Source organism: Pseudomonas sp. FW300-N1A1 (genome assembly GCF_058789115.1).
This window is the reverse complement of the sequence record NZ_JBYTBK010000015.1, coordinates 24,465-49,185: the sequence shown is the minus strand read 5'-3', so window position 1 is coordinate 49,185 and position 24,721 is coordinate 24,465. Positions and strand designations below refer to the sequence as shown.

The 24,721-nt window shown below is 60.1% G+C and carries 24 protein-coding genes and 1 pseudogene; 11 read left to right on the top strand and 14 right to left on the bottom strand.

Annotation, left to right across the window (positions count from 1 at the left end):
* The first annotated feature begins 26 nt into the window (after positions 1-26).
* A complete protein-coding gene (locus AC3WQN_RS12865) occupies positions 27-851 on the top strand; it encodes an SDR family oxidoreductase (protein WP_103399872.1) in 825 nt (274 codons plus the stop codon).
* Positions 852-873: 22 nt separating this feature from the next.
* On the opposite strand, the gene AC3WQN_RS12860 is transcribed toward AC3WQN_RS12865, so the two are convergent.
* A complete protein-coding gene (locus tag AC3WQN_RS12860; protein ID WP_103399873.1) occupies positions 874-1,761 on the bottom strand; it encodes a LysR family transcriptional regulator in 888 nt (295 codons plus the stop codon).
* A 109-nt stretch (positions 1,762-1,870) separates the two neighbouring features.
* On the opposite strand from AC3WQN_RS12860, the gene AC3WQN_RS12855 reads away from it, so the two are divergent.
* Together AC3WQN_RS12855 and AC3WQN_RS12850 are read left to right on the top strand one after the other, a co-directional pair.
* The gene (locus AC3WQN_RS12855) at positions 1,871-3,250 is read left to right on the top strand and encodes an MFS transporter (RefSeq protein ID WP_103399874.1); all 1,380 of its coding nucleotides are present in this window, start codon (positions 1,871-1,873) and stop codon (positions 3,248-3,250) included.
* Complete coding sequence (locus AC3WQN_RS12850) at positions 3,247-3,645, top strand: DUF4440 domain-containing protein (RefSeq protein WP_103399875.1); 399 nt, start codon at positions 3,247-3,249, stop codon at positions 3,643-3,645. The genes AC3WQN_RS12855 and AC3WQN_RS12850 overlap by 4 nt, the downstream gene beginning before the upstream one ends.
* Positions 3,646-3,823: 178 nt before the next feature.
* On the opposite strand, the gene AC3WQN_RS12845 is transcribed toward AC3WQN_RS12850, so the two are convergent.
* Genes AC3WQN_RS12845 through AC3WQN_RS12830 form a run of 4 tightly spaced genes read right to left on the bottom strand, consistent with a single transcriptional unit; the run spans position 3,824 to position 8,593 of the window.
* Positions 3,824-4,684, bottom strand: coding sequence for an efflux RND transporter periplasmic adaptor subunit (locus tag AC3WQN_RS12845; protein WP_095077707.1), 861 nt, complete (start codon positions 4,682-4,684; stop codon positions 3,824-3,826).
* 10 nt (positions 4,685-4,694) lie between these two features.
* Positions 4,695-4,895 carry a DUF1656 domain-containing protein gene (locus tag AC3WQN_RS12840; protein WP_095077709.1) on the bottom strand — a complete coding sequence of 67 codons (201 nt, stop codon included), beginning with the start codon at positions 4,893-4,895 and terminating at the stop codon, positions 4,695-4,697.
* Complete coding sequence (locus AC3WQN_RS12835) at positions 4,885-7,071, bottom strand: FUSC family protein (RefSeq protein WP_103399876.1); 2,187 nt, start codon at positions 7,069-7,071, stop codon at positions 4,885-4,887. The genes AC3WQN_RS12840 and AC3WQN_RS12835 overlap by 11 nt, the downstream gene beginning before the upstream one ends.
* A 10-nt stretch (positions 7,072-7,081) precedes the next feature.
* Positions 7,082-8,593 carry an efflux transporter outer membrane subunit gene (locus tag AC3WQN_RS12830; RefSeq protein ID WP_103399877.1) on the bottom strand — a complete coding sequence of 504 codons (1,512 nt, stop codon included), beginning with the start codon at positions 8,591-8,593 and terminating at the stop codon, positions 7,082-7,084.
* 193 nt (positions 8,594-8,786) lie between these two features.
* On the opposite strand from AC3WQN_RS12830, the gene AC3WQN_RS12825 reads away from it, so the two are divergent.
* From AC3WQN_RS12825 to AC3WQN_RS12815, 3 genes are all read left to right on the top strand, one after another.
* Positions 8,787-9,755 carry a LysR family transcriptional regulator gene (locus AC3WQN_RS12825; RefSeq protein ID WP_103399878.1) on the top strand — a complete coding sequence of 323 codons (969 nt, stop codon included), beginning with the start codon at positions 8,787-8,789 and terminating at the stop codon, positions 9,753-9,755.
* Between the two features lie 334 nt (positions 9,756-10,089).
* Positions 10,090-11,064, top strand: a complete 975-nt coding sequence (locus AC3WQN_RS12820; protein ID WP_103399879.1) for a 2-hydroxyacid dehydrogenase — start codon at positions 10,090-10,092, stop codon at positions 11,062-11,064.
* A 214-nt stretch (positions 11,065-11,278) separates the two neighbouring features.
* A complete protein-coding gene (locus AC3WQN_RS12815) occupies positions 11,279-11,788 on the top strand; it encodes a DUF2165 domain-containing protein (protein ID WP_103399880.1) in 510 nt (169 codons plus the stop codon).
* Positions 11,789-11,800: 12 nt separating this feature from the next.
* Here AC3WQN_RS12815 and AC3WQN_RS12810 read toward each other — a convergent pair whose 3' ends face one another.
* On the bottom strand, positions 11,801-12,703 hold the full coding sequence (locus tag AC3WQN_RS12810; protein WP_103399881.1) for a DMT family transporter: 903 nt from the start codon (positions 12,701-12,703) through the stop codon (positions 11,801-11,803).
* A gap of 136 nt (positions 12,704-12,839) precedes the next feature.
* Here AC3WQN_RS12810 and AC3WQN_RS12805 point away from each other — a divergent pair, with 136 nt between their 5' ends.
* Positions 12,840-13,715 carry a helix-turn-helix domain-containing protein gene (locus AC3WQN_RS12805; protein ID WP_103399882.1) on the top strand — a complete coding sequence of 292 codons (876 nt, stop codon included), beginning with the start codon at positions 12,840-12,842 and terminating at the stop codon, positions 13,713-13,715.
* Between the two features lie 82 nt (positions 13,716-13,797).
* Here AC3WQN_RS12805 and AC3WQN_RS12800 read toward each other — a convergent pair whose 3' ends face one another.
* From AC3WQN_RS12800 to AC3WQN_RS12780, 5 genes are all read right to left on the bottom strand, one after another.
* Entirely contained in the window at positions 13,798-14,124 is a 327-nt protein-coding gene (locus AC3WQN_RS12800) for a DUF3325 domain-containing protein (RefSeq protein ID WP_103399883.1), read from the bottom strand.
* Positions 14,125-15,711: a PepSY-associated TM helix domain-containing protein gene (locus AC3WQN_RS12795; protein ID WP_103399884.1), complete on the bottom strand. Its 1,587-nt coding sequence runs from the start codon at positions 15,709-15,711 to the stop codon at positions 14,125-14,127.
* Positions 15,708-16,001, bottom strand: coding sequence for a DUF3649 domain-containing protein (locus AC3WQN_RS12790; protein WP_103399885.1), 294 nt, complete (start codon positions 15,999-16,001; stop codon positions 15,708-15,710). The genes AC3WQN_RS12795 and AC3WQN_RS12790 overlap by 4 nt, the downstream gene beginning before the upstream one ends.
* A gap of 348 nt (positions 16,002-16,349) precedes the next feature.
* Entirely contained in the window at positions 16,350-16,757 is a 408-nt protein-coding gene (locus AC3WQN_RS12785; protein WP_095077728.1) for an HPF/RaiA family ribosome-associated protein, read from the bottom strand.
* A gap of 213 nt (positions 16,758-16,970) precedes the next feature.
* The gene (locus AC3WQN_RS12780; protein WP_103399886.1) at positions 16,971-17,918 is read right to left on the bottom strand and encodes a LysR substrate-binding domain-containing protein; all 948 of its coding nucleotides are present in this window, start codon (positions 17,916-17,918) and stop codon (positions 16,971-16,973) included.
* Positions 17,919-18,053: 135 nt separating this feature from the next.
* Between AC3WQN_RS12780 and AC3WQN_RS12775 the strand changes: the two genes are divergently transcribed.
* From AC3WQN_RS12775 to AC3WQN_RS12765, 3 genes are all read left to right on the top strand, one after another.
* Positions 18,054-19,430, top strand: coding sequence for an L-serine ammonia-lyase (locus AC3WQN_RS12775; protein ID WP_103399887.1), 1,377 nt, complete (start codon positions 18,054-18,056; stop codon positions 19,428-19,430).
* Positions 19,431-19,516: 86 nt separating this feature from the next.
* On the top strand, positions 19,517-20,818 hold the full coding sequence (locus AC3WQN_RS12770) for an HAAAP family serine/threonine permease (protein WP_103399888.1): 1,302 nt from the start codon (positions 19,517-19,519) through the stop codon (positions 20,816-20,818).
* Positions 20,819-21,226: 408 nt separating this feature from the next.
* A complete protein-coding gene (locus AC3WQN_RS12765) occupies positions 21,227-21,553 on the top strand; it encodes a DUF3509 domain-containing protein (RefSeq protein ID WP_103401803.1) in 327 nt (108 codons plus the stop codon).
* Here the strand turns inward: AC3WQN_RS12765 and AC3WQN_RS12760 are convergent.
* Complete coding sequence (locus AC3WQN_RS12760; RefSeq protein ID WP_103401804.1) at positions 21,550-22,050, bottom strand: phosphate-starvation-inducible protein PsiE; 501 nt, start codon at positions 22,048-22,050, stop codon at positions 21,550-21,552. The two genes, AC3WQN_RS12765 and AC3WQN_RS12760, sit on opposite strands and share 4 nt — an antisense overlap.
* A gap of 318 nt (positions 22,051-22,368) precedes the next feature.
* Here AC3WQN_RS12760 and AC3WQN_RS12755 point away from each other — a divergent pair.
* A pseudogene (locus tag AC3WQN_RS12755) lies at positions 22,369-22,608 on the top strand (YebG family protein); the annotation flags it as partial.
* Between the two features lie 166 nt (positions 22,609-22,774).
* On the opposite strand, the gene AC3WQN_RS12750 reads toward AC3WQN_RS12755, so the two are convergent.
* Together AC3WQN_RS12750 and AC3WQN_RS12745 are read right to left on the bottom strand one after the other, a co-directional pair.
* Entirely contained in the window at positions 22,775-24,001 is a 1,227-nt protein-coding gene (locus tag AC3WQN_RS12750) for an MFS transporter (protein WP_103401806.1), read from the bottom strand.
* Between the two features lie 13 nt (positions 24,002-24,014).
* Complete coding sequence (locus tag AC3WQN_RS12745; RefSeq protein WP_103401807.1) at positions 24,015-24,662, bottom strand: pyridoxal-phosphate dependent enzyme; 648 nt, start codon at positions 24,660-24,662, stop codon at positions 24,015-24,017.
* Positions 24,663-24,721: the final 59 nt, after the last annotated feature.

Below are 24,721 nucleotides of genomic sequence, written 5' to 3'. Positions count from 1 at the left end.
TCCTCTCGCTGCACAAGGACCGCGCCATGCCTGTTGCGTTAATCACCGGTTGTTCCAGCGGCATTGGCCGCGCCTTGGCCGATGCCTTCAAAGCGGCCGGTTTCGAGGTCTGGGCCAGTGCACGCAAGACCGAAGACGTGGTGACACTGGCGGCGGCCGGCTTCACCGCCGTGCAACTGGACGTCAATGACGGTGTGGCCCTCGAACAGTTGAGCGAGCGCATCAACCAGCAGCATGGCGGCCTGGATGTGCTGATCAACAATGCCGGTTATGGCGCCATGGGGCCCTTGCTCGATGGTGGTGTGCCGGCCATGCAACGCCAGTTCGAGACCAATGTATTCGCCGTGGTCGGCGTCACTCGTGCGATGTTTCCGGTACTACGGCGCGCCAAGGGCCTGGTGGTGAACATCGGCAGTGTCTCCGGCGTGCTGGTGACGCCGTTCGCAGGCGCCTACTGCGCCTCCAAGGCTGCGGTGCATGCCTTGAGCGATGCCCTGCGCATGGAGTTGGCGCCGTTCGGCATTCGGGTGATGGAAGTTCAACCTGGCGCCATCGCGTCGAGTTTCGCCAGGAACGCCGGGCATGAAGCCGAACAGTTGATCAGCGAGCAATCGCCGTGGTGGCCGCTGCGCGAAGGCATCCGTGCCCGGGCCAGGGCGTCCCAGGACCACCCGACACCGGCCGCCGAGTTCGCTGCCGGCCTGCTCAAGGCCGCGCAGCAGAACACACCCCCACGCTTGCTGCGTCTGGGCAATGGCAGCCGGGCACTGCCGCTGCTGGCGGGGTTGCTGCCCAAGGGCTTGCTGGAGTCGGGGTTGATGAAGCGCTTTGGCTTGCGCGAACAGCTCTGAGGCCGCGAAAGCGCCAGGTTGTTCAATCCGCTTGCCGGTCCTTCATGAAATCAATGAACGCCCGCACCTTGAGTGGCAAATGCCGGGTATCCGGATACAACGCGTAGACCCCTTGCCGGGCGAAGTGATGATCAGGCAGCAACCGCGCCAGGCGGCCGCCATCAAGGTCGTCCTGAATCAACCATTGCGGCAGGATGGCCACGCCATGCCCGGACAGGGCGAACGCGCGCAAGGTGGCGGCGCTGTCGGTCACTATCGTGGTGTTATCGGGCCCCGGCAGGTACAGCCGCTCACTACCCGAGGCATCCGTCACGCTCAACTCCGTCACCCGCGCATGCCCCAGCATGGGCAGCCGCTCCAGGTCCGCCAGCGTCACGACTTCGGCATGCCGGGCAATCAGCGCCGGCGCTGCCACGGCGAAAATCTCGAAGGTCGAGAGCTGCACCGCCCGCAGGTTGGAGTCGAGCATGCGCCCCAGGCGAATGGCCAGGTCAAAGCGCTCGGAGATCAGGTCGGCGTGTGTCGATGACGTGGACAAGTGGACATTCAGGTCAGGGTGCAAGGCAGCAAATGCCTGCAGCGCCGGCACCACCTTGGCCAAGGCGTATTCGACCGTGGTGGTCAGGCGCAGGGTGCCCTTGAGCTGAGTGTGCTCCGAGCGGGCCTCTTCAATGGCCAGTTGCGCTTCATCAAGGGTGCGCAGGCAGCGCTGATAAAACCGCTCGCCGGCATCGGTCAACGCCAATTGGCGGGTGTTGCGCGTCAGCAAGGTGACGCCCAGCTCAGACTCCAGGCGCTTGAGGTTGAAACTGACCACCGCGCGGGTCTGGCCCAGCAAGTCTGCCGCGGCCGTCAACGATCCGGCTTCGACCACGGCCTTGAAGGTGTCGAAACGGTCCAGGCTGACCATAGTGCAGTGATCCTTTGTCAAAATATTTTTGACAAACTAACAGCCGGGACGACGTTTTTCCAACCCGATGAACGCTCTACCCTGCGCCTCTGTCTGCCCGGAGGCTGCCATGGCCTATCGCTCGAAAATCACCCTTGTGTACCTGCTGGGCTTTGCCCTCGACCTGCTGAACATGTTCGCCAGCAACATCGCCCTGCCGAACATCGCCCTGGAGCTGCACGCCTCGGTCACGCAACTGGCGTGGATCAGCAACGCCTACATGCTCGGCTTGACCTTGATCATTCCACTGAGTGTGTGGCTGGCGGCCAGGGTCGGCGAGCGACGCTTGATCCTCGGTTCACTGATGGTGTTCGGCAGCGCTTCGTGGCTGGCGGCGCAGGCGGCTTCGATCGAGGCGCTGATCGGTTGGCGACTGCTGCAAGGACTCGGCGGCGGGCTGCTGATCCCGGTGGGTCAAGCCCTGGCCTATCGACACTTTCCGGCCGCCGAGCGTAGTCACCTGACCGCCATGGTGATGCTGGTCGCCCTATTGGTGCCGGCACTGTCGCCCGCGGCAGGCGGGCTGGTGGTGCAGACACTCTCTTGGCGCTGGATCTACTACGCCAATCTGCCGCTGGCGTTGCTGACGTTGGTGCTCGCGATTTTTTGGCTGAGAACCGATGAGCCATTACCGCAGCGCACTACGCTGGACGGTCGAGGTCTAGTGTTGGGCGCTACGACCATCAGCCTGTTGCTGGTTGCATTGAGCCTGTTGAGCGAACGCGAACAGCGCATTGCGGGCCTAGGGGTGCTGGGACTCAGTACCGTGCTGGGATGGCTGTATGTACGTGATGGCTGGAGCAAACCAGCGCCACTCCTCGACCTGCAACTGCTCAAGGGCCAATGGTTGCGTGTAGCGATGGTGGTCTACCTGTTTGTCCCTGGCGTATTCATCGGCACCAGCCTGATCGCTGTGCTGTATTTGCACGACCGTGGATTCAGCCCCGCAATGACCGGGGCGCTCATGCTGCCTTGGGCCGTGGCATCGGGACTTGCCATCACTCTGGGCAAGCGTGTGTTCCAGCGTCTGGGACCTAAACCTTTGCTGGTCGGCGGCATGGCGCTGCAAGGGCTGGGCATCGCCTTGCTGCCCCTGATCGAAGGCCCCCGGGAACTGTTGCCGATCCTTGCCTATGCCCTGATGGGGCTAGGCGGCAGCCTGTGCAGCAGCACGGCGCAAACTCTGGCCTTTCTCGACACTCGCGCCTCGCACATGGGCCATGCCAGCGCCCTGTGGAACATCAATCGACAGCTGAGCTTCTGTCTCGGCGCAGCGTTCCTGAGTTCCGTGCTCAGTGTGCTCACCCCCTTCTCACCCGCTGCGTTCGCCCTGTGCTTTCTGCTCGCCGCAATCCTGACGCTACTGCCCTTGCCCGCGGTCCTGCGCCTGGACACAACGGCCTTGCTGGCTCACCTTACCCCTCAATCTGCCAAGGAGAAAAACCCATGAAGGACTACCGCGAATACTTCAATGAAGTGATCCAGACCCACGTCGATATCGAGCAGTGGTTCAGCGGCACAGGCAATAGAGACGTGCTGACACGCCTGTTGGCACGCTTTTCACCGCAGTTCTCGATGATCGTACCCAATGGCAATGCCCTGGATGCCCCGGCCTTGAACCAACTGTTCGATACACTCGGCGGCGCTCGTCCGGGCCTGCGCATCAGGCTGAGCGAGTTGCGCGGGGTCGACCAGCATGCGCGGGGCGCCACCGTCAGCTACCGCGAATTGCAAGAGGATGCCAGCGGCGTGCTGACCGATCGCCGGGCGACGGCGGTGATTGAGAAGCGGCCGTCAGGTGACATGCTCTGGCGGCATTTGCATGAGACGTATTGCCAGGCTTGAGCAAGATTGCTTTTGTAGCGAGGGAGCCTGCTGCCGTCGGGCGAACCGAGTTCGGACAACGCCGTCGTAAACCTCAATCTCCGCACTGCCTGACGATAGTGTGATGCAGCTATTTTGGGGGGGCTACGCCCCCCAGCGGGAGCAAGCTCCCTCGCACAATATGCCGCTGTCGCCAAGGCTATTGTGGCGGTTGTTTCACCACCACCGTACAGGTAATCCCCGCTGCCAGCAGCACTCCCTCTGGCACGTGATCGATGTGAATCCGAACCGGCACCCGTTGGGCCAGGCGCACCCAGTTGAAGGTCGGGTTGACGTCGGCGATCAGTTCGCGACTTTCTGGATTGTCACGGTCATAGATGCCACGGGAAATGCTCTCCACATGCCCCTTGAGCACTTCGCCGCTCATCAACTGCATGTCGGCCTGATCGCCCACCCGCACCCGGGGCAATTTGGTTTCTTCGAAGAAGCCGTAGACCCAGAACGAATTCATGTCGACCACGGCCATTTTCGCTTCACCGATGCGCGCGTAGTCACCGCGATGGACGTTGAGGTTGGTGACATAACCGTCCACGGCCGCCAGCACCTGGGTGCGCTTGAGATTCAGTTGTGCTGCTTCGAGTTGCGCCTGGGCGTGTTGGTAATCGGCCAGGGCCGAGTCGGCAATGTTGCTGGCGTCGTCACGGTTTTCCCGGGAGATCACCAGGTTGTCGAGATCGGCGCGGCGGTGCGCATTGACCTTGCGCATCTCCCAGGTGGCCTTGCGTGATGCCACCAGCGACTGCGCCTGTTTGACCGCGATCAGGTAGTGCTCGGGGTCGATCTGCATCAGCACATCGCCCTTCTTGACCTGTTGGTTGTCGCGCACCGGCACATCGACCACTTCACCGCTGACGTCGGCGGCCACGTTGATGATGTCCGCGCGAACCCGCCCATCGCGGGTCCAGGGGGTGTTCATGTAATGCACCCAGAGGGTCCGGCCGATCCACATCGCAAGGGCCAGCACCAGCAAGGTCGCGAGCAGACTGAAGAGTTTTTTCATCGAAACGGTCTCACTGGTAGACAGTCAGCGCCAGGGCGCCGAACAGGCAAATGAACAGGCTCAGGCGCAACAGAGCCGGATGCCAGAAGAAGCGGTACAGATCGAACCCGGACAGAAACCGGTCCAGCGCCCAGGCCAGTGCGGCGGCGATGAAAAACATCAGGGTCATGGTCGGCATATACACGCCGTGGAAGGCGATTTCACGAGGCATGGTCAGGTCCTTGCGGGGCGGCCAGGGCCGCCAGCGGCGATTGCGGGTCGAGCAACGAAGTGCGGATGAAATGCAGGTAACTCTTCACCCGGCGCAGGGCCGAGGTATCGAAGTGCGGGGCGAACGGTTCGTCAGTGGCCTGCACCCGGCTGATGGCGTGGTCGACGGCAATCAATGCACGCTCCAGATTGCTGTGGCCCGGTTGCAGAAACAGCCGCACCAACGCCCGCCCCATGACGCGGATTGCCTGGCGCCAGGGCTGGGACTCGGCATACGCCGGGTGCACCGGCAGGATCGCCTGCTCCTTGCGCAACTCGATGATCGCGTGACCGACCTCCAGCACCACGAACATCCAGCGCAACAAGTGGCGCTGGACCTGAGGTTGCCCGACGGCCAGGCCATACGCCTGGTGCAACAGGTCCCGGGTACTGCTTTCAAACCCCGACGCCAGCCCCTTGAGCTTGCCGCTGATGGCATACACCACCTGAGCGCGCAGGTCCTGCTCCAGCCGTCGCCACAACCAGCGACTGTTGGGCGGCAGGATGATCGCCCCGGCCGCCGCACACACCAGCATGCCCATGACCATGGCGATGTAGTCGTTGATGAAGGTGTAGGGGTTGTAGACCGTCGGGTTGTCAGGCACGGAACCAGTGCTGAAAAAGATCAGCAAACCCAGGCCCACACCGGCGTATTGCGGCCGCGAAGAGAGGAACGAACCGAGTACGATCACCGGTGCCAGCATCACGCAGAGCAATGGAAAGCCGTCGATCCAGGGGAAGATGAAAAACATCTCGACGAAGCCGATCAGCGCACCAAGCAACGTCCCGCACGCCATCTGAAAGGCCATGCGCTTGGGGTTGGGTGTGGCGGCGGAGAGGCCGACCGTGGCGGCCGCGATCAAGGTCATGGTGGCGCCGCTCGGCCAGGCGGTGGCGACCCAGTAACTGCCCAGCACCATCAGAATGAACGAGGCACGAAGCCCTGACGCGGCCGAGGCCAGCCAGTTGGTTTTCGGGGTGAAGGGTTCGTCCCATTGCTCGCGTTCATGGCGGTGATCGGCCAACGACGCATGGGTCTGTGCATAACTGTGCAGCTCGTCGACGAAGCGATAGAGCAATTCATACGCGGTGTGGAAATCCAGCAGATCGGCGTCGCTGGGCACACCTTCCTGAAAGCTGGCCCGCAGGCTACGCACTCGCGCCGGCAGGCCTTCCTTGTAGGCCGCCAGTTGGCTCGCCAGGCGCGCCGCATCCGCATGGGTCAGTGCCCGGCCGGAGAAACCGTCGAGCAACTCGGCCAGGTCCTGCAACCCCGGCTTGATGGCTGCCACCACATGATCGGCGGCGCTGCTGCGCAGGCGCTCGAGCAACCGGTGCAACGCATTGAAGCGGGTGGTGATGCCCATGAACTCGCTGTTCAGACGACTGAGCCGACCGTTGCGCCGGCGCATGTGCGGGTCTTCGAATACGGTCACGCTGCGCAGGCCTTCCAGGCCCACGGCTTCGGCGATGAAGCCGACATTTCGGCTCTCGAAGGTCTCGCTCTGGCTACGCCCCCGCAGGCCATCGGTGACGAACAGGGCAAACACGCCGAAGCGTTGGTACAAGGCGTTGCGCATGGCGGCGCTGGCGGTTTGCGGGAGGATCGCGGCGCTGACCAGGGTGGCGCAGAGAATCCCCAGGGAGATTTCCAGCACCCGCCAGACGGCGGCCATGAACGCCCCGTCCGGGTGCGCCAATGCTGGCAAGCCGACCATCGCCGCCGTGTAGCCGGCCAGCACAAAGCCGTAGGCGCGAAAGTTGCGATAACGCGCGGCACCGGCCGAGCAGATCCCCACCCAGATCGCCAATGCACCGAGAAACAGCTCGGTGTTTTGCGCGAACAAGGCAATCAACGCGACCATTACCGCGGAACCGGCCAGCGTGCCGAGGAAGCGGTAAAAACTCTTGGCAAACACCTGGCCGCTCTGCGGCTGCATGACGATGAACACGGTGATCATCGCCGTACGCGGTTGCGGCAACTCCAGGCGCATCGCCAGCCAGAGGGTCAGGAAGGCCGCGATCAGCACCTTGAAGATATAGACCCAGGTCACGCCGTCACTGCGCGCCCATTCATAAAAACCACGGCGCCACTCAAGGGAATGCAGCCAGCGCAGCGGTGCAGGCAAGGAAGTCATGATGTCCTGTTCAGTGATCGAGGGCAGAGAGAATGGCCGGAGTGCTGGGTGCCTGGACTTCGCCATCGGCCGGCACATCGTGGCCGGCACCCAGGCCGCCTCCCAGGGCGGTGACCAGTTCGGCGTGGGCACTCAAGCGCGCCGCCTGGACCTGTTGCTGCACCTGCTGCTGTTTGAACAACAGCGTCTGGGCATTGAGCACGTTGAGGTAATCGGTCAGGCCGCGCTGAAAAGCGACCATGGCGATGTCGTAGGTTTTCTGCGCAGCCGCCACCGACTCGTTCGCGAACTCCTGCTGCTTGTCCATGGACTCACGGCGAATCAATTGGTCGGAGAGGCTTTTGAGCGCATTGACCAGGGTCTGGTGGTAGTGGGCCACGGCCATGTCATAGCCCGCCGAGGCCTCCCCCAGTTGCGAGCGCAATCGGCCGCCATCGAAGATCGGCAAGGAGATGGCCGGCCCGACGTTGTAGTTGAGCTTCTTGCCGGTCAGGAACTCCAGCGCCCCGCCGCCGGTAGCCATGTAGCCAAGGCTGCCGACCAGATCGACATTGGGGTAGAAGCCGGCGTGCGCCACATCGATGCCGCGCGCCTGGGCCGCCACCTGCCAGCGGCTGGCAACCACATCAGGACGCTGGCCAAGCAATTGCGCCGGCAGGGACGAGGGCAGCTTCAATGCCGTTGCCAGCGAAAGGCTTGGCCGTTGCAGGCGCGCGCCCTCCCCCGGCCCTTTGCCCGCGAGGCCGGCGAGCTGGTTGCGAGCCAGGGCGATTTCTTCGTCCAGGGCATCCAGTTGCCGATGGGTTTCCGGCAGTGGGGTTTGCGCCTGGCTGACTTCGAAATGAGTGCCGATGCCACCGGCCAGGCGCTTTTGCGCGAGATCGAGAATCTGCTGTTGCTGGGCAAGCGTTGCAGCAACGATGTCACGCTGGGCGTAATGCAGCGACAGTTGGATGTAGGCGCGTACCACGTTGTTCTGCAGTTCGAGTTGCGCCATGCGCGCCTGCGCGGCAGTCATGTGGGCCATGTCCACGGCACGTTCGCTGGCATTGCTTTCCCGCCCCCACAGGTCCAGCGCATAACTGAAACCCAGTGCGGCGTTGTTGTCCCAGGTGGTGCTATTGGCCAGCTCACCCGGACCGTAGAACTGATCGGTAGGCCAGTTGTGGCGCTTGAGGGTTGCGTCGCCATTGATCTGCAACGACTCGGCGGACTCGACCACCCCGGCCATGGCCCGGGCCTGGCGCACGCGCGCCACCGCCATGGCGATGCTTGGGCTACCCTGTACGGCAAGCTCGACCCAGGCGTTCAACTGAGGATCGCCATAGGCTTGCCACCACTGCGCGGTGGGCCAGTGGGCGTCCTTGGCCGCACGTTGAATGGCCTCGTCGGTGGCCAATGTATTGGCATCGAGTGCCTTGCCCTGTGGGGCAATACCTCCGGTTCCGATGCAGCCGCTGATTGCTAACGATAAAGCCCAAACACTGAGAGCCTTCAACTCTCTGCTGATGCGACGCGGCACTGCTGCAAATTCCTGAGGAGGGGGAGATTTCCAATCGGCGCAATTCTAGGGGGGGCCCTGTGCGGCGATAAGCCGGGAATCCTGTGAATCTTTGTTACCGTTAACGAGATAATCCGTTGGCGGCATCCTTAAGTCGCCTGTAAAAAAGCTGCAACTTCGTGTAACAATTTGCCATCGCCCCCGAGAGCTCCCCATGGACACTTTGCAAAACATGCGCGCCTTCAGCTGTGTCGCCGAAGCCGGCAGCTTTACTGCCGCCGCCGTGCAGCTCGATACCACGACAGCCAACGTCTCGCGCGCGGTCTCCAATCTGGAAGCCCACCTGCAAACCCGCTTGCTCAATCGCACCACCCGCCGCATCGCCCTGACCGAAGCCGGTAAACGCTACCTGCTGCGCTGCGAGCAGATCCTGGCCTATGTCGAGGAAGCCGAAGCCGAGGCCAGCGACGCCCATGCCCGCCCGGCCGGACAACTGAAAGTGCACACCATGACCGGGATCGGTCAGCACTTTGTCATCGATGCGATCGCCCGCTATCGCAAGACCCATCCCGATGTCACGTTCGACCTGACCCTGGCCAACCGCGTCCCGGACTTGCTGGACGAGGGCTACGATGTCTCCATCGTGCTGGCCAGTGAACTGCCGGACTCCGGCTTCGTCTCGCAACGCCTGGGGATCACCTACAGCATCGTCTGTGCCTCGCCGGCCTATGTGAAAGCCAACGGCTGTGCACAGAAGCCCAGCGACCTGCTGAACCATGCCTGCCTGCGCCTGGTCAGTCCGGTGATTCCGCTGGAGAAGTGGTTGTTCGACGGCCCTGAAGGCCAGGAGATGGTCACCATCAACAGCTCGCCCTTCCTGGTGAACTCGGCCGATGCCATGAAAACCGCAATCATCAGCGGCATGGGCGTCGGCGTGCTGCCGGTCTATGCCGCCATCGAAGGCCTGCGCAACGGCAGCCTGGTGCGGGTCATGCCCAACTACCGCTCGCAAGAACTGAACCTCTACGCCATTTACCCTTCACGCCAGTACCTGGATGCGAAGATCAAGACCTGGGTCGAGTACCTGCGTGGCTCGTTGCCGGAGATCCTGGCGGCCCACCAGTCGGAGCTGGCGGCCTATGAATTGAGTGGCAGCCTGGGTGGGGTTCGCGTAGCGAACTGAATGCGATCCAGTGTGGCGAGGGGCATTCGCCAATGCCGAACAGTGAAGGAGAGAAGTCGCATTTGTAGGAGCCGCCGGTCGACGCTCGAGTGCTCACGATGAACTCAAGAGCAACGCGTTCAATCAGAAAACGCGCGTTATCGTTAACGTCCATCGCGAGCACGCTCGCTCCTACGCGGGTCGGCGTTCACTTGACTGACTGGCATTAGGGCAAGCCCCCTTGCCACACATTCGGTGTGCAGCCTGATGAGCATCAGGTTGATGCCCTCGCACTCCTCCCGTGCAAGATGTTAGCTTGCTTGGCATTCTCCTCCGCCTGACGAGCCCTCCTGCGATGAAAAAGACCGTTCTAGCCTTCAGCCGTATCTCGCCCGATATGGTCGAGTTCCTGCAACACGACTTCAACGTGATCGTGCCCAACCCCAAGCAGGGCGATATCAGCGCACAGTTCAATGAAGCCTTGCCCCACGCCCACGGCTTGATCGGCGTCGGTCGCAAGCTCGGTCGTGCCCAACTGGAAAACGCCAGCCAGTTGGAAGTGGTGTCCAGTGTGTCGGTTGGCTACGACAACTATGACCTGGCCTACTTCAACGAACGCGGGATCATGCTCACCAACACTCCGGACGTGCTGACCGAAAGCACCGCCGACCTGGCATTCGCCCTGCTGATGAGCAGCGCCCGGCGTGTCGCGGAACTGGATGCCTGGACCAAAGCCGGACAATGGCAAGCCAGCGTCGGTGCCCCACTGTTTGGATGCGACGTGCACGGCAAGACCCTGGGCATTGTCGGCATGGGCAACATCGGTGCCGCCATTGCCAGACGCGGCCGCCTGGGCTTCAACATGCCGATCCTGTACAGCGGCAACAGCCGTAAAAGTGCGCTGGAACAAGAACTGGGCGCGCAGTTTCGCAGTCTTGACCAACTGCTGGCCGAAGCCGACTTCGTTTGCCTGGTGGTGCCACTGAGTGAGAAAACCAGGCACCTGATCAGCCACCGTGAACTGGCGCTGATGAAGCCCAGCGCCATTGTGGTGAACATCTCCCGTGGCCCGGTCGTCGATGAACCGGCACTGATCGAGGCCTTGCAAAACCATCGGATCCGCGGCGCGGGCCTGGATGTCTACGAGAAGGAGCCACTGGCCGAGTCGCCGTTGTTCCAGCTCAAGAACGCCGTGACCTTGCCCCATATCGGCTCGGCCACTCATGAGACCCGCAACGCCATGGCCAATCGCGCCTTGACCAACTTGCGCAGTGCGCTATTGGGCGAGCGACCGCAGGACCTGGTCAATCCACAGGTATGGAAGCGCTGAAACCTGGCCATACGCTCCACTGTCAAGAAGTCAGTATAGGGACTTGCAACAACCTGCCGCTCCCCCCAACTCTTCCCTGCGGTTCACTACTTGTCGAACCGCAACAAGGGACACAACTTGAAAATGAGTTAGTAACAAACTTACGTATGCGCGCGATAGACTCCGTAAACTTATACAACCGCACAAGTCACAACTTGAATTCGGAGTCACGCGCATGAGTAACATCACCACCGCCTGCACGATCAGGCGGAGTAAAATACTGATTGTCTTAATGGTCGGAATATTCGGCCTAACAACGCTAGTTAACAACTTCACCGACTACACGTCCTATTACGAATACATCGGGCAGATCCTGAGCATGAGCACGACCGAAGGAAACGAGTCCCGACGCTACCGGGCCGTCACTTCAGGCCTGTTCCACCATCGTTTCTACTGGATGATCATCACCCTGGAAACCATCTACACCGTTTTCTGCCTGCTCGGGGTTTATCAGCTCTGCCGAAAAATGAATGCTTCTCGAAAAGAGTTCAAAGTGGCGAAAAAGTTTGCCGTTCTTGGCCTGATCACCGCTATCGTTGTTTATTACTTTATGTACGTCATCATTCTCAGCGAGTGGTTTGATGTTGAATATTCCGCCCAGTCAAATGCCTTCGACTGGGCACGCAGCAATATTGAATACATGTTTCCCGCACTGATATACCTGACATTGGACAACGATAACTGACCGCCTCCAGCCTCATGCCAATCGGGTAGTCACTGGCTTGACCTTTGTCCCGGGTTTACGGAACACCAACACGTTCCCCAGCATCACCATTACCAGCCCTGCCAATGCGGGGGCCGTCCACTGATAGCCCTCGACAAAGGCCGACACATTCAGCGCCACCACGGGAAACAGCACCGTGCAATACGCCGCACGTTCCGGCCCCATGCGCCCGACCAGGGTCAGGTACGCCGTGAAGCCGATGACCGACCCTGGAATGACCAGGTACAACAACGAGCCGATGTAACGGGCATTCCATTCCATATCGAAAGGGATGCCTTTGACCAGGCAATACATCGACAACATAGCCGCGCCATAGGCCATCCCCCAGGCGTTGGTCGTCAGGGGCTTGAGACCGGCTTTCTGTTGCAGGCTCGACAACAGGTTACCGGCCGAAAAACACAGGGTACCCAGCAATGCCAGGCCAAGCCCCAGCAGGGTTTGCGGGCTGGCCGTGTGACCGACCACTTCGGGCCAGAACAGCAAGCCCAGCCCGCACAGGCCCAACGCCCCGCCCATCAGGACATTGCGGGCAATTTTCTGGCCGAAGAACAGCCGCGAATTCAACGCATTCCACAGCGTTGCGGTGGAAAACACAACCGCGACCAGGCCACTGGGAATCCATTGGCTGGCACTGAGGAAACACATGAAGTTAATGCAGAACAGGCACAAACCCTGCGCCACGCAGATCAGGTGCCCACGCCGATTCATCACCTGCAACTTGCGACTGAGCAAGAGCATCACGAACAACACCAGCGCCGCCAGGCCGAAACGGTAGACAATGGACACTGCAATGGCCACTTCCCCCAGTTGCAGTTTCAAGGCGATCCAGGTGGTACCCCAGATCAGCACGGTCAGCAGGTATAACGAAAGGTTCATGACGGTAACTCCTGAAGATGGCCTTCAGTCTGTCGCCCGATACCCCAGTGCGCTTGCATAAACTTGCGCTTTTGTCGGCGGATGGGCTGGCACGCAAAAGCCTTCGGAGTAGGATGCAGGCGTTGGAGAACCGATCATGCCCGCACTGGAAACCCTGCAAGTCTTTCAAGCCCTCAACCGCTCGCCCAATGCTCGTCTGGAGCACAGCGCCGAGCTCGGTGACGGCATGGCTGCAGCCCTGTGGAGCAATCATCATGACGCCCAGGACTATGAAGCGCCGGGGCATCACACCCTCTCCTGCTACATTGCCGGCGGTACCGGAACCTTTCGCCGTGAACAACCCGGCATCAAGGGCGGCCCGGGCAAACTCTGCGTACTGCCCGCCGAGCATCAATCGGCCTGGGTGATCAACGGTGAAATCCGCCTGGCACACCTGTACTTCAGTCCCGAACACTTCGCCCTCGGCTGCATCACCTTGCTCGACCGCGAACCTCGCGCGCTGCAACTGCAGGAAAGCACTTTCCTGGACGACGCTCAGCAGGCCCAGCGCTTCCGCCAGTTGATTGCGTTGAACTGGAATGAGCCTGGCGAACGTCTGCTGACCAGCAGCCTCGCCCACGAAATGCTCAGCCATACGCTGCTCAATCAGGTTGGCCTGCGCCAGGGCTTGCGCCTCAAGGGGGGATTGGCCGCGCACCAACGCCGGCAACTGGTCGAGTACATCGACAGCCAACTGGCCGAGCCCATCAGCCTGGGTCAGTTAGCGGGGATGTGCGCACTGTCGGAATACCACTTCGCGCGAATGTTCCGCGAGAGCTTCGGCCTGCCGCCTCATCAATACCTGTTGGCCCGCCGCCTGGCCCATGCCCGGCAGCTGCTGCGCAGTACCCGGCAGCCGCTGGGCGAGATTGCACTGGCCTGTGGATTTGCCAGCGCCAGCCATTTCACCCACCGCTTTCGCCAGGCCATGCATGGAACGCCTGGCGAGTACCGCCAGGCGTTCTTGCGCTGATCTGCTCCCGGAGTTCTGTAGCCTTATCTCACGGCGCCGCCTGCGATTCAGAGGGCGCCGTGATCATCAAGGGCAGGTTCAACTAAAACCGGGCGAGTACGGCAACCGGGCTAGCCAGCAACCCCAGTCCCGCCATGAGCATGACCAGGCGCGGGCGATAGGGCAGCAGCAACACCAGCCATAACCCGCTGAGCATCAGGACCGCGCACCACTCCACCACTCCCAGGCCCCAGCCGGCGGCGGCCACCGCCGCCCACAATGACAATGCCAGCAACGACCACCCTGCCAGCTGCAATAGCTGACGCAAACGAGGCGACGGTGGACGGCCGAGCAGGTCACGGTGATGGCGATCCATCGACAGGCACAACGCGGTGAACCCGCCGTAGCACAAGAGCAAGGGCAGCAGCATTCAGTTCACCTCGTGTTCAAGCGTGGCCCGACGCGCGCGTGCGGTACGGGCCGGGACAACACCATTGGCCAGACCTGAGCGCCACATTCTCCAGGCGGCCCAGCTCAGAAACAACCCGCTGCCCAGGCAGGTCAGGTCGAAGCCGGCCATGGCCCAGTCACCCTGGGCAATCGACACGCCCAGGTGCCGGGTAGTGGTCAGCGCGTTGAGCAACGGCAAGCCGGCGAACAGTAACGCCGCCAACGCCAATTGCTCGACCCAGGCCGCACGGCCCTGGCGCAACGTTGCATGCAACAAGCTCAATCCCCAGGCGATGAAGAAGCTGTTCACTTCCCACGTCGAGCGCTCGACAAAGCTCACCGGCAATAGACGGTTAGCCCAGAAGAACGCTGCCACGGCGATCAGCAGGCCAGACATGCTGGCAATGTTCAGCACTTGCACCAGGCGCAGCTCAAACGGCATCACACCGCTCTTGGCGTGTTTCAACTGACGCTTGCCCAGCCAGATCACCAGCCCGGTGCCAATCATCGCGGTACCAGCCAAGCCGCAAATGAAGTACAGCCAGCGCAAGACCGGCCCGGCGAAGCGCCCCAGGTGCAGGCCGTAGAAACTGCCCATGAAGGCCATCGGCATCGACGGCTGTGCCTGCACCGTAAGCAACTGGCCGTTGACGCCATCGAACGACAGGCTGCTGTCAAAGTCATACACCACCCGATCGTCACTGTTGCGCATGACACTCACCGAGGCCTTGAGGTCGCCGGGGTTGCTCACCGTCACTGCCGCAGCCTGCCCGCCGGACCAGTGCTTGCCGGCACGTTCCACGAACGATGCCAAAGGCAGCAATTGACCGGGTTTGCCGACTGCCGACGGGGTGTCGGACTCCGGGAACAGTTCATTGAAGTACGCGTCGCTATCGCCGTCGTAGGCAACCTGGATGCTCGCCGGCATCACCATCGACATGAAGATCACCAGGCTGCTGTAGGTGATCATCAAGTGAAACGGCAATACCAGCACCCCCACCGCGTTGTGCCCATCGAGCCAGGAGCGCTGGCCCTTGCGCGGCCGAAAGGTGAAGAAGTCCTTGAAGATTTTCTTGTGAGTGATGATCCCGGTGATCAGTGCCACCAGCATCAACATGGCCGCCGCTGTCGATAACCAACGGCCCCACGGGTGTGGCATCTGCAGTTGGAAGTGGAAACGATAGAAGAAGTCCCCGCCGCGGGTATCCCTGGCCTGGATCAGTTCACCGGTCAGAGGATCGAGTTGGCGTTGCTCGCGATTGCCGCGTCGGCCTTCGTTGCCCGGCGCCTGCCAGAACACTGAAAGACCAGGATCGCGGGCACTGGGCAGGCTGATCACCCAGCGTCCGGCACCCGCCGCGTGTTGTTGCAGGTAGTCCTGCGCCAACGTCAGGCTGGCCTCGGTGCTGACCGGGCGTACTGGTACTTCCGGCTGCATCCAGTGACTGATCTCGTCCTTGAAGTACGACAAGGTACCCGTCAGGAAAATCGCAAACAGCAACCAGCCAAAGACCAACCCGGTCCAGGTGTGCAACCAGGCCATGGTCTGACGAAAGCCCTCCTTCATGACTGACCCAGCCAGTAACCCAGGCCACTCAGGGCCGCCAGCACCAGGCTGGGCACCATCAAACCGGACCACGCCTGCCTGGCGCTACGGCAGGCAAAGCACCAGAGCACCGCCACCAGGTAGACCAGGAACGAGGTCATCATGCCGGTGAGGACGGCTTCGGCGCGGGGCATCGGGAGCCAGAGGCCCATGCAGATACTGGCCAGCGCCGCCAGGATGTATCCACCCAGCAGTGCGGCCAGCACCCGGGAAGTGACCGCCATACGATAGGAAATGGGGAGGCTTTTCATGTTTCGACCTTGAAACCTTGGGGAAACCTGCGCGCGGTCCATGCCTGCACAGGGTCAACGAGGCTCAATAATAATGATAAATATTCTCATATGCAAAATAGTATTATCAACGAGCTGCGCCGCCGATCATCAGACCGAGGGTGTTCCTCATCACCATCGCCAAGCGGGTGCTGCCCACGTTGAGGCATTGGCGCAGTTGCCGGAAATGGTCGCGCCACAAAGGCACGCCGGGTGTGGGTTACGCCGAGGGTCCATGGAACAACACAACGCTATCAACAGACCCGGAAAACAAAACGGGCCTGCAATTGCAGGCCCGTTTTCATTGGGGTGGTAGACGTGTTTCAGGCATCAGCCATTGAGCGCTGCCTGTTCGTTCTCGAGAAATTCTTCTTCAAGCAGTGCATCGGCGTGGGCACCAGACTGGATGGGTGTCACGGTGGCGCGTTTACCGCGCAATTTGCCGAACAGATGCTCCAACGCATGTTCAAGCTTGGTGGCCGCCCCTTCGATGGCCAGTTCCAGGTTTTCGGCTTTATGAGTCACGGATACCGGTTGATGGCCTTTTGGCCGCGCTTCAAGCTGGCAGCGCATATCGTGTGGACCGGGTTTATCGCCGTTCTCGTCCCGCAGGTGAACCTCGACCCGTGTCAGATCCTCTTCATATCGTTCGAGCGCGCTCTCTATGGTAGTACGTACCCACTCCTCCAGTCGGATGCTGCTTTGAATATGGTTATCGCTGTTGACTTGGATTTGCATAGTTCATCCCTTATTTCAGCTAGCTCGCGAGAGGTCCGGTGTAGCGCTTGAAACTTCAGTTTTCCTGACCTCTTGCTTACAGAGTTGGGCAGACGGAGAAACAATTCAACCCCTAAAAAAAGATAAATATTCATACGCAAAAAAAGTCGGACAACCGGCAAAAGCGCTGTTAAGGTCGGGAGTTCGGTCGCCCTGCAACGCAGCCCAAAAACCTCATGGCTGCCCCTCGCCCAACGGGTGCATCCCGCGAAAGATTTTCGCCTCCTCCACCAGCCAGTCATGCACCGCGCGTACCCCCGGATGGCTCAGCGCCCCCGGTGCATACAACAGCACGTAGCGCTTGTAGTTGGGCACGGCGACGCCAAAGGGCACGATCAGCGTGCCACGCTCCAGTTCATCGTTGAGCAATGTCCGCCGGGCGATGGCCACGCCCATGCCGGCAATCGCGGCCTCGATGGTCAGGTGGTTGCGATTGAACGTATGGCCACGCCGTACGTCGGCACCGTCGAAGCCGATCGCATTCAGGTAGAACTCCCACTCCGCATATTCATAGCTGCCGCGCCAGGCGGTGATGTCGTGCAGCAACGCAAAGTGCACCAGATCCGCCGGCCCGTGCAGCGGTGGCCGGCCACGCAACAGGCTCGGCGCGCAGACCGGGAAAATCTGTTCATCGAGCAAGGTTGTGGATAACAACCCCGGGTAGCTACCGTCGTTCAGGTCGATCGCCAGGTCGAAGTCGCCTTCGTGCAGCGCCACGCTGCTGTCCTCGGCCACCAGGCGCAACTGGATATCCGGATAACGCTGCTGCAAGCGTGGCAGACGCGGGGTCAGCCATTTGCCCAGAAACGAAGGGATGGAGCGCAAGCGCAGAATGCCGCTGATCATGCCGGCGTCCAGCCGACGCAATTCCGCGTCGATGCTGCCATAAGCCTCGTTGACGGTGATCGCCAGCCGCTGGCCCTCGGCGCTCAACTCGACGCCCCGTGCACGGCGATGAAACAGGCGAAACCCCAGGCGCTCTTCCAGTTGGCGAATCTGCTGGCTCACGGCCCCGGGGGTGATGTGCAACTCTTCGGCGCAACGGGTGAACGACAAGTGTCGCGCCGCACAGGAAAACACATGCAGCCAGACGTAGGTCTGGGCATGAAATTGACGACTCATCGTTTAGTCCTACTAAAGCCTGTCTTAGGAAGTTTCGTTGGTCAGTGCTGACCGAGGTAGGCAGTATCGCCGACATTGCGCTTGTCCTACAAAAAATGGCAGCGATTCCTACTCCATTGCTTGTAAGGCTTTAGCATGGCTATCAGTGTTTTCGATCTCTTCAAAGTCGGTATCGGTCCGTCCAGCTCTCACACCGTCGGCCCGATGCGCGCCGCCGCCACCTTCGCCCAATCGTTGTTTGACCAAGGTCTGCTGGGGCAGGTCTGGCGTGTGGAAGTGCGCCTGTACGGTTCGCTTTCCGCCACCGGTGTCGGCCACGCCACCGACCGCGCTTGCGTCATGGGCCTGATGGGCGAATGGCCCGACAGCATCAACCCCACCAGCATCCCTTCGCGCATTGCCCAGGTGCTCGACGGCGGTGAACTGCTGCTGGCCGGGCGCCTGAGCATCGCCTTCGATTGGCAGCGCGATTTGCTGCTGCTCGATGAAAGCCTGCCCTACCATCCCAACGCCATGGCACTGACCGCCTTTGGCGAGTCCGGCCTCTTGTTCGAGCAAACCTACTATTCGGTGGGCGGCGGCTTTATCGTCGAAGCGGCCGAAGTCGACTCCGGCGTGCCGGCGGCCAACGACGTGGTATTGCCGTACGACTTCTCCAGCGCCGCTGAACTGCTGACGCTGTGCAATCAACACGGCCTGCGGGTATCCGAGTTGATGATGGCCAACGAACGGGCGTGGCGCAGCGACGCACAAATCCGTCAGGGCCTGCTGCATATCTGGTCGGTGATGCGCGAGTGCGTCGAGCAAGGCCTGAGCCACGAAGGTGTATTGCCCGGAGGCCTGGACGTGCCACGTCGCGCGGCAAAACTGCACCGCAGCCTGCTGGAAATCGGCAAGCCGAACGTCATCAGTTCGACCCTCTCGGCGATGGAATGGGTGAACCTGTTCGCCCTGGCGGTCAACGAAGAAAACGCCGCCGGCGGACGCATGGTCACCGCGCCTACCAACGGTGCGGCCGGGATCATCCCGGCGGTGTTGCACTACTACATGAAGTTCAACCCCGACGCCTCGGACGATGATGTGGTGGCGTTTCTCCTCGCAGCCGCTTCCGTGGGCATCCTGTGCAAGAAAAACGCTTCGATCTCCGGTGCCGAAGTCGGCTGCCAGGGCGAAGTCGGTTCCGCCTGCGCCATGGCGGCTGCCGGCTTGGCCGAAGTGCTGGGCGCCACCCCCGAACAGTTGGAAAACGCCGCCGAAATCGGCCTGGAACACAACCTCGGCCTGACCTGCGACCCGGTCGGCGGGTTGGTCCAGGTGCCGTGCATCGAGCGCAACGCGATTGCCGCGGTGAAGGCGATCAACGCCACCCAGATGGCCCTGCGCGGCGACGGCAAACACTTCATTTCCCTGGACCGGGTCATCCGCACCATGCGCGATACCGGTGCCGACATGCACGACAAATACAAAGAGACTTCACGGGGCGGCCTGGCTGTCAGCTGGGTGGAGTGCTGACGAGCATTCCCTGACCACCCTGGCAGGTCGCTTCAGGTGACCTGCCCCACGTGAGCCCGAGCAAGAATAATAACGAGGCAAAAACGATGACCGATGTACGTACACCTGCTGCTGAAAATCCTGCTGTAGACGTCACCCGCGACACTGCAACAACCCGCAAAGGCTGGAGCAAGCACGACACCACCTGGATGCTCGGCCTGTACGGCACGGCCATCGGCGCGGGCACGCTGTTCCTGCCGATCAACGCCGGCGTCGGCGGCTTCTGGCCGTTGCTGGTGTTGGCGCTGCTGGCCTTCCCGATGACCTTCTTCGCCCACCGTGGCCTGACCCGCTTCGTGCTGTCGGGGCGTTCCGGCGACATCACTGACGTGGTGGAAGAACACTTCGGCATCGGTGCCGGCAAGCTGATCACCCTGCTCTACTTCTTTGCAATCTTCCCGATCCTGCTGGTGTACAGCGTGGCGCTGACCAACACCCTGGGCAGCTTCATGGAACACCAACTGCACATGACCCCGCCACCGCGCGCGGTGCTGTCGCTGGCGTTGATTCTGGGGCTGATGGCCATCGTTCGTTGCGGCCAGGGCGTGATCGTCAAAGCCATGAGCGTGCTGGTCTATCCATTCGTCGCCGCACTGCTGTTGCTGGCGGTGAGCCTGATCCCGAACTGGAACGGTGCATTCTTTGCTTCGGCCGGCGACGGCATGCCCATGTCGGTGTTTCTCAAGACCCTGTGGCTGGCGATCCCGGTGATGGTGTTCTCGTTCAACCACTCGCCAATCATCTCGGCCTTCGCCGTCGATCAGAAACAGCGCTATGGTGCCCAGGCTGAACAAAAGAGCAGCGGTATTCTCGCGGTCGCCCACGGCATGATGGTGGTGACGGTGATGTTCTTCTGCTTCAGCTGCGTGCTGGCCCTGTCACCGGCAGACCTGGCGGCCGCCAAGGCACAGAACATCTCGATCCTGTCGTACCTGGCCAACCACTTCCAGACCCCGGTCATCGCCTATGCCGCGCCGTTGATCGCGCTGGTGGCAATCACCAAATCCTTCCTGGGCCACTACATCGGCGCCAGCGAAGGCTTCCAGGGCCTGATCGTGAAAAGCCTGCGCAGCCGTGGCCGGGCGATGTCGGCCAGTTGGCTGAACCGCGCCACCGCGTTGTTCATGATCCTCAGTTGCTGGGCCGTCGCTACCTTCAACCCAAGCATCCTGGGCATGATCGAAACCCTCGGCGGGCCGGTGATCGCATGCCTGCTGTTCCTGATGCCGATGTATGCCATTCGGCGCGTGCCGTCCCTGCGCCAGTATTCGGGTCAACTCTCGAATGTGTTCGTGGTGCTGATCGGCCTGATCGCACTGTCTGCGATCATCTATTCCGTCATGCCCTGAAACGGACCGAAAACCAAAAAGGCGAGCCTCTGGGCTTAATGCCGATCAGTTAAGCCAAAGACCAGCCGAACATAGAACCCGTGGCGAGGGAGCTTGCTCCCGCTGGGGCGCAAAGCGGCCCTGTTTTGGGGCTGCTACGCAGCCCAGCGGGAGCAAGCTCCCTCGCCACAGGTTTCGTGTTCGGCTTTATTTCTCCTAACTGACCGGCATTAGCCACCGGGCTCGCCTTTTTATTGCCGGCTCTGCGGTGCCCGGGAATGCTCGGCATGTCCTTTGCTTTGCCAAGGTTCGAGCGACATGGAAGTCGCTCGAGCTTTCGCGAACGGCTTGCCGATGGTCTGGAAAAGCGAACCAATCCTGATCACGACCGGTCAATGACTGCACGATCCAATCAAGCGGTGACGCATCATGGATAACCCTTTCCAACTGATAACCGACACCTTTGCCCCGGACTATCAGGTCAACCTGAGCATTCAAGGGCTGGACGGCGGCATCATGCTGACCCTGTCCAACGCCGGCCGAATCATCGCCAAACGGATGATCAGCACCGAACAACGCAATGACCCCAAGCGCCTCAAGCGCCTCAAGCGCCTGGTGCAAAGCATTCAGTTCGGCATTGCCATCGAACAGGGCCATAGCGCCGTGGCGATCCTCGAAACCATGACCGATGGCGACAACCACCGGCTGCCGACATCGATACGCAAGGCTCCACTGCCCATGTCAGCGCGGCATTAAAGCTCGCCCTTCTCGACTTCCGGATGCTCACTGGAGCCCGCACCGATCTTGCGCTGCGGGTGTTCGATCTTCACCGAAGGGAACTGCGAAGAGGCATAACGCACCACCAGAATCGCAAACGCCAGCAACAGAATCCCGCCGCACAGGTAGATGATGCCCAGGTCCGGCGGATTGTGGTGCGAGACGTTGGAGATCAGCAGGCGGGTCAATGCGGTGATCGCTACGTAGATCAGGAAACGCACCGGCATGTGGTTGGTCTTGAAGTAAATCCCGACCATCGCCCCCAGTTCCAGGTAGATAAACAGCAGCAAGATGTCATCGATCTTGATGTCTCCCTCTTCGATCATGCCGAGAAACTCCATGACCGCCGCCCAGGCCGTCACCGCGCCGATGGCGAACAGCGCCAGGTAATGGAAGGTTTCAACGAACAGATTGCCCAGGGACTCGGCCAGTTCATGCACGTTCTGGCGAAGTCGCTCCGCCCAATTGATTTTCACGGTGGTTCTTCCTTAGGTCGGCTCGACCGGATGATGCGGGTTCGACGTGACGGTTGTTCTGCATGCAGAAAAAAGGCCAGCGGCTATGGAGTGAGATGATAATGGATTGCGACTGGACACTTCTGCAGTGCATTTACCCACACCTTCGCGGGCAAACCCGCTCCCGCAAGGGGCAGCATTGATCCTCGAAGACAAACCCGCAAACACGTCTACATTAAAAAGCCACTACCCAAAGCGCAGGGATTCGCTTATCCTTTCGCTGTATATAAATACAGTAGTCGTAAAAGACAACTAATGTGAAGGCATGTGAGGTGGTAAATGGCCGTCGAAGTGGTATACCGCAGCAGCCGAGATCTGGAGCGCTTGTTCATGGATAAAGCCGAAGCTGACCGTCATGACAAAATGCTCGAACTGGCCGAATTGCTGGCTGAAGTGTTGCAAAAAGCCGTTCCGTCCCTGACCGAACAGCAGGTCGAAGAAGCCGGGATCTACATGGCGAAAAACCGCGATGTGTTTGCCAAGGCGTTCAAGAGCCAGCCGGATGCCCTGTCCGAATTGCTCAACGTGCCGGCTGAAGTAGCCGAAGCGACTGAAGCAGCGGAGCCGGTCAAGCCCGCGAAAGCCGCCAAGCCCGCCAAGTAAGCAACACCCGAATTGAATAGGCCCTGAGTCAAATGGCTCAGGGCCTTTTTCATGCCAACGACAACGCTCGCCTCTCAGGCCGTTAATTGGCGAGAGATGTCTGCTCTTTTGGACTTGTTCCCGGTTCTGTCCATAGCTTGGAGACTGTCGAGTAATGCAGCATGAATACCAACAGGCCCGTACCCCCGCATATCCACCATAAGGTAAAGCCACCATAGGCTCCGTATAACCATGCCCCCACACCGGGACCATAAAGCGAGTGACCTAACCATGCGGCGCTGAATATACCCAGGTATTTGCCGCGTTGACGCCCTTGAGAGCGGTTCATTACCGACAGTGTCCAGACAGGCGTCAACAGCAACTCGGCAGCGGTAATCACCAACATGGTCAATACCGCCCAGATGATATGGCTGCCCATATTCAGAATAAGGAAAGCCCCACCGAGTAGCAAAATACCCAGGCGTGAGGCGATGACGATTCCATGTCGTTCAATCCATCGGCTCACGGGCAACTGCAATACCACTACCAGCAGCGCATTCATGGAAAACAGATAGGCGATCCAATGAGGACCGGCATCAGCGTGCTCACGCAAGAAAATCCCGAATGTGCCATACATCTGATCGAATATACCCAAGGCCAGCAATTGACCAAGAATGAAGACAAGGAAAAAACCGTCTCTCCAAGGCGAACCCACTGCAAAATCCCCTGTGTCTTTCTGCGTCGCCGCAATGCTCTCAAGCTGCCAGAGTCCTACGGCATGTTTCAGGGCATAGCCGAGCAATAAAAAGCTGCCAAATAAATTCAGCAATCCTTGAAACAGAAACACGTAGCCGTATCCAAAGCCGACCAGTGTTCCGGCCAGCAGACCTGCGAGGGCGACTCCCAGATTGAATACCACTCGATGCAAACCCTGCACACGAGCTTGTAGCTCTTGCGGACTCCCCTCCATCACCAGGCGCAAGTTGGCTGGACGAAACGCACCGTCAAAAATGCCTACCATGGGCACCACGATCAGTAACAGTGCAAAGGGTGGGGTCAATGCCAGCGTAACGGCAAAAACACCGCTCAACAGCAAAGAGATCCCGGTCGCCCATTGTGAGTCCAGACGCTCCGATAACGCGCCACCGACATAAGCCCCGAGGATACATCCGCCGCCATAAGCAGCCATGAGCCAAGCGATAGTAGAAAAGTCATACCCATATACCTCGAGGAAGTACAACGGCATAAACAATTTGACGATACCCCCAGCGCTATTCAGCAGCGTCGCCAACAGTTGGAGTTGTACCGATCGAGGCAAAGTTCGAATCATCTTTTTCAATCAGTTAATTAGAGGATGGAGTAGCAATATGTACGGTGTCTTCATGCCTGCTTTTGGACAATCGTACTTTTGCCGTTCTGGCCAGTGACACGGCCAACATCATGGCTTGCTCTGCCGACTCATGAGAGACGATGATCGAACCGATGACCCCTTGATTAGACGCTGCCGGCTCGTACCACTTATTGATTTCGCCAAGAACCTGAACACTCTCCACCCTTGGGCGGCTTCTCATTTCATGTTCATTTTCAAGCCCTAGAAAAAAGCCAGCCTCAGGCATCGTCACACGATGGATCGCAACACCTCTGTTGACAGAAGGATTCCATTCGATGGATTTGCCTTGAGCCAGTTCAACGATCGAATGCTGGGCCACATAGGAAACTGCCAGCCCATGATTGCCGGCTGACGCGGTAAACAGAGGAATATTCGGAGATAACTTCCTGATGGCGTTGTAAGCACCGCGTATCTTGAATGAGTTGGTCAGCTGATTACATTCAAGTTTTGCCCAAACAACACGCGTCGCAGTACTGAGCCAAGAAAGCCTTATCAACGGAGTATGTAAAGCGAGCTCCCTTATAAAGAGTGCATCCTGCTCTACTTCATTGGAGAACTGTTGATATTTATCGCTCGACCGCGCACATATCAGATCATCCATAGCTCACTTCCTTGCAAAGATATACTTAGATACGCCTACTTACTATCGACTAAAAAACA

Excerpts from the sequence above, each read along its gene's own strand:
- AC3WQN_RS12865 (WP_103399872.1), top strand. The coding sequence starts at position 27 with ATGCCTGTTGCGTTAATCACCGGTTGTTCCAGCGGCATTGGCCGCGCC.
- AC3WQN_RS12860 (WP_103399873.1), bottom strand. The coding sequence starts at position 1,761 with ATGGTCAGCCTGGACCGTTTCGACACCTTCAAGGCCGTGGTCGAAGCC.
- AC3WQN_RS12855 (WP_103399874.1), top strand. The coding sequence starts at position 1,871 with ATGGCCTATCGCTCGAAAATCACCCTTGTGTACCTGCTGGGCTTTGCC.
- AC3WQN_RS12850 (WP_103399875.1), top strand. The coding sequence starts at position 3,247 with ATGAAGGACTACCGCGAATACTTCAATGAAGTGATCCAGACCCACGTC.
- AC3WQN_RS12845 (WP_095077707.1), bottom strand. The coding sequence starts at position 4,684 with ATGAAAAAACTCTTCAGTCTGCTCGCGACCTTGCTGGTGCTGGCCCTT.
- AC3WQN_RS12840 (WP_095077709.1), bottom strand. The coding sequence starts at position 4,895 with ATGCCTCGTGAAATCGCCTTCCACGGCGTGTATATGCCGACCATGACC.
- AC3WQN_RS12835 (WP_103399876.1), bottom strand. The coding sequence starts at position 7,071 with ATGACTTCCTTGCCTGCACCGCTGCGCTGGCTGCATTCCCTTGAGTGG.
- AC3WQN_RS12825 (WP_103399878.1), top strand. The coding sequence starts at position 8,787 with ATGGACACTTTGCAAAACATGCGCGCCTTCAGCTGTGTCGCCGAAGCC.
- AC3WQN_RS12820 (WP_103399879.1), top strand. The coding sequence starts at position 10,090 with ATGAAAAAGACCGTTCTAGCCTTCAGCCGTATCTCGCCCGATATGGTC.
- AC3WQN_RS12815 (WP_103399880.1), top strand. The coding sequence starts at position 11,279 with ATGAGTAACATCACCACCGCCTGCACGATCAGGCGGAGTAAAATACTG.
- AC3WQN_RS12810 (WP_103399881.1), bottom strand. The coding sequence starts at position 12,703 with ATGAACCTTTCGTTATACCTGCTGACCGTGCTGATCTGGGGTACCACC.
- AC3WQN_RS12805 (WP_103399882.1), top strand. The coding sequence starts at position 12,840 with ATGCCCGCACTGGAAACCCTGCAAGTCTTTCAAGCCCTCAACCGCTCG.
- AC3WQN_RS12800 (WP_103399883.1), bottom strand. The coding sequence starts at position 14,124 with ATGCTGCTGCCCTTGCTCTTGTGCTACGGCGGGTTCACCGCGTTGTGC.
- AC3WQN_RS12795 (WP_103399884.1), bottom strand. The coding sequence starts at position 15,711 with ATGAAGGAGGGCTTTCGTCAGACCATGGCCTGGTTGCACACCTGGACC.
- AC3WQN_RS12790 (WP_103399885.1), bottom strand. The coding sequence starts at position 16,001 with ATGAAAAGCCTCCCCATTTCCTATCGTATGGCGGTCACTTCCCGGGTG.
- AC3WQN_RS12785 (WP_095077728.1), bottom strand. The coding sequence starts at position 16,757 with ATGCAAATCCAAGTCAACAGCGATAACCATATTCAAAGCAGCATCCGA.
- AC3WQN_RS12780 (WP_103399886.1), bottom strand. The coding sequence starts at position 17,918 with ATGAGTCGTCAATTTCATGCCCAGACCTACGTCTGGCTGCATGTGTTT.
- AC3WQN_RS12775 (WP_103399887.1), top strand. The coding sequence starts at position 18,054 with ATGGCTATCAGTGTTTTCGATCTCTTCAAAGTCGGTATCGGTCCGTCC.
- AC3WQN_RS12770 (WP_103399888.1), top strand. The coding sequence starts at position 19,517 with ATGACCGATGTACGTACACCTGCTGCTGAAAATCCTGCTGTAGACGTC.
- AC3WQN_RS12765 (WP_103401803.1), top strand. The coding sequence starts at position 21,227 with ATGGATAACCCTTTCCAACTGATAACCGACACCTTTGCCCCGGACTAT.
- AC3WQN_RS12750 (WP_103401806.1), bottom strand. The coding sequence starts at position 24,001 with ATGATTCGAACTTTGCCTCGATCGGTACAACTCCAACTGTTGGCGACG.
- AC3WQN_RS12745 (WP_103401807.1), bottom strand. The coding sequence starts at position 24,662 with ATGGATGATCTGATATGTGCGCGGTCGAGCGATAAATATCAACAGTTC.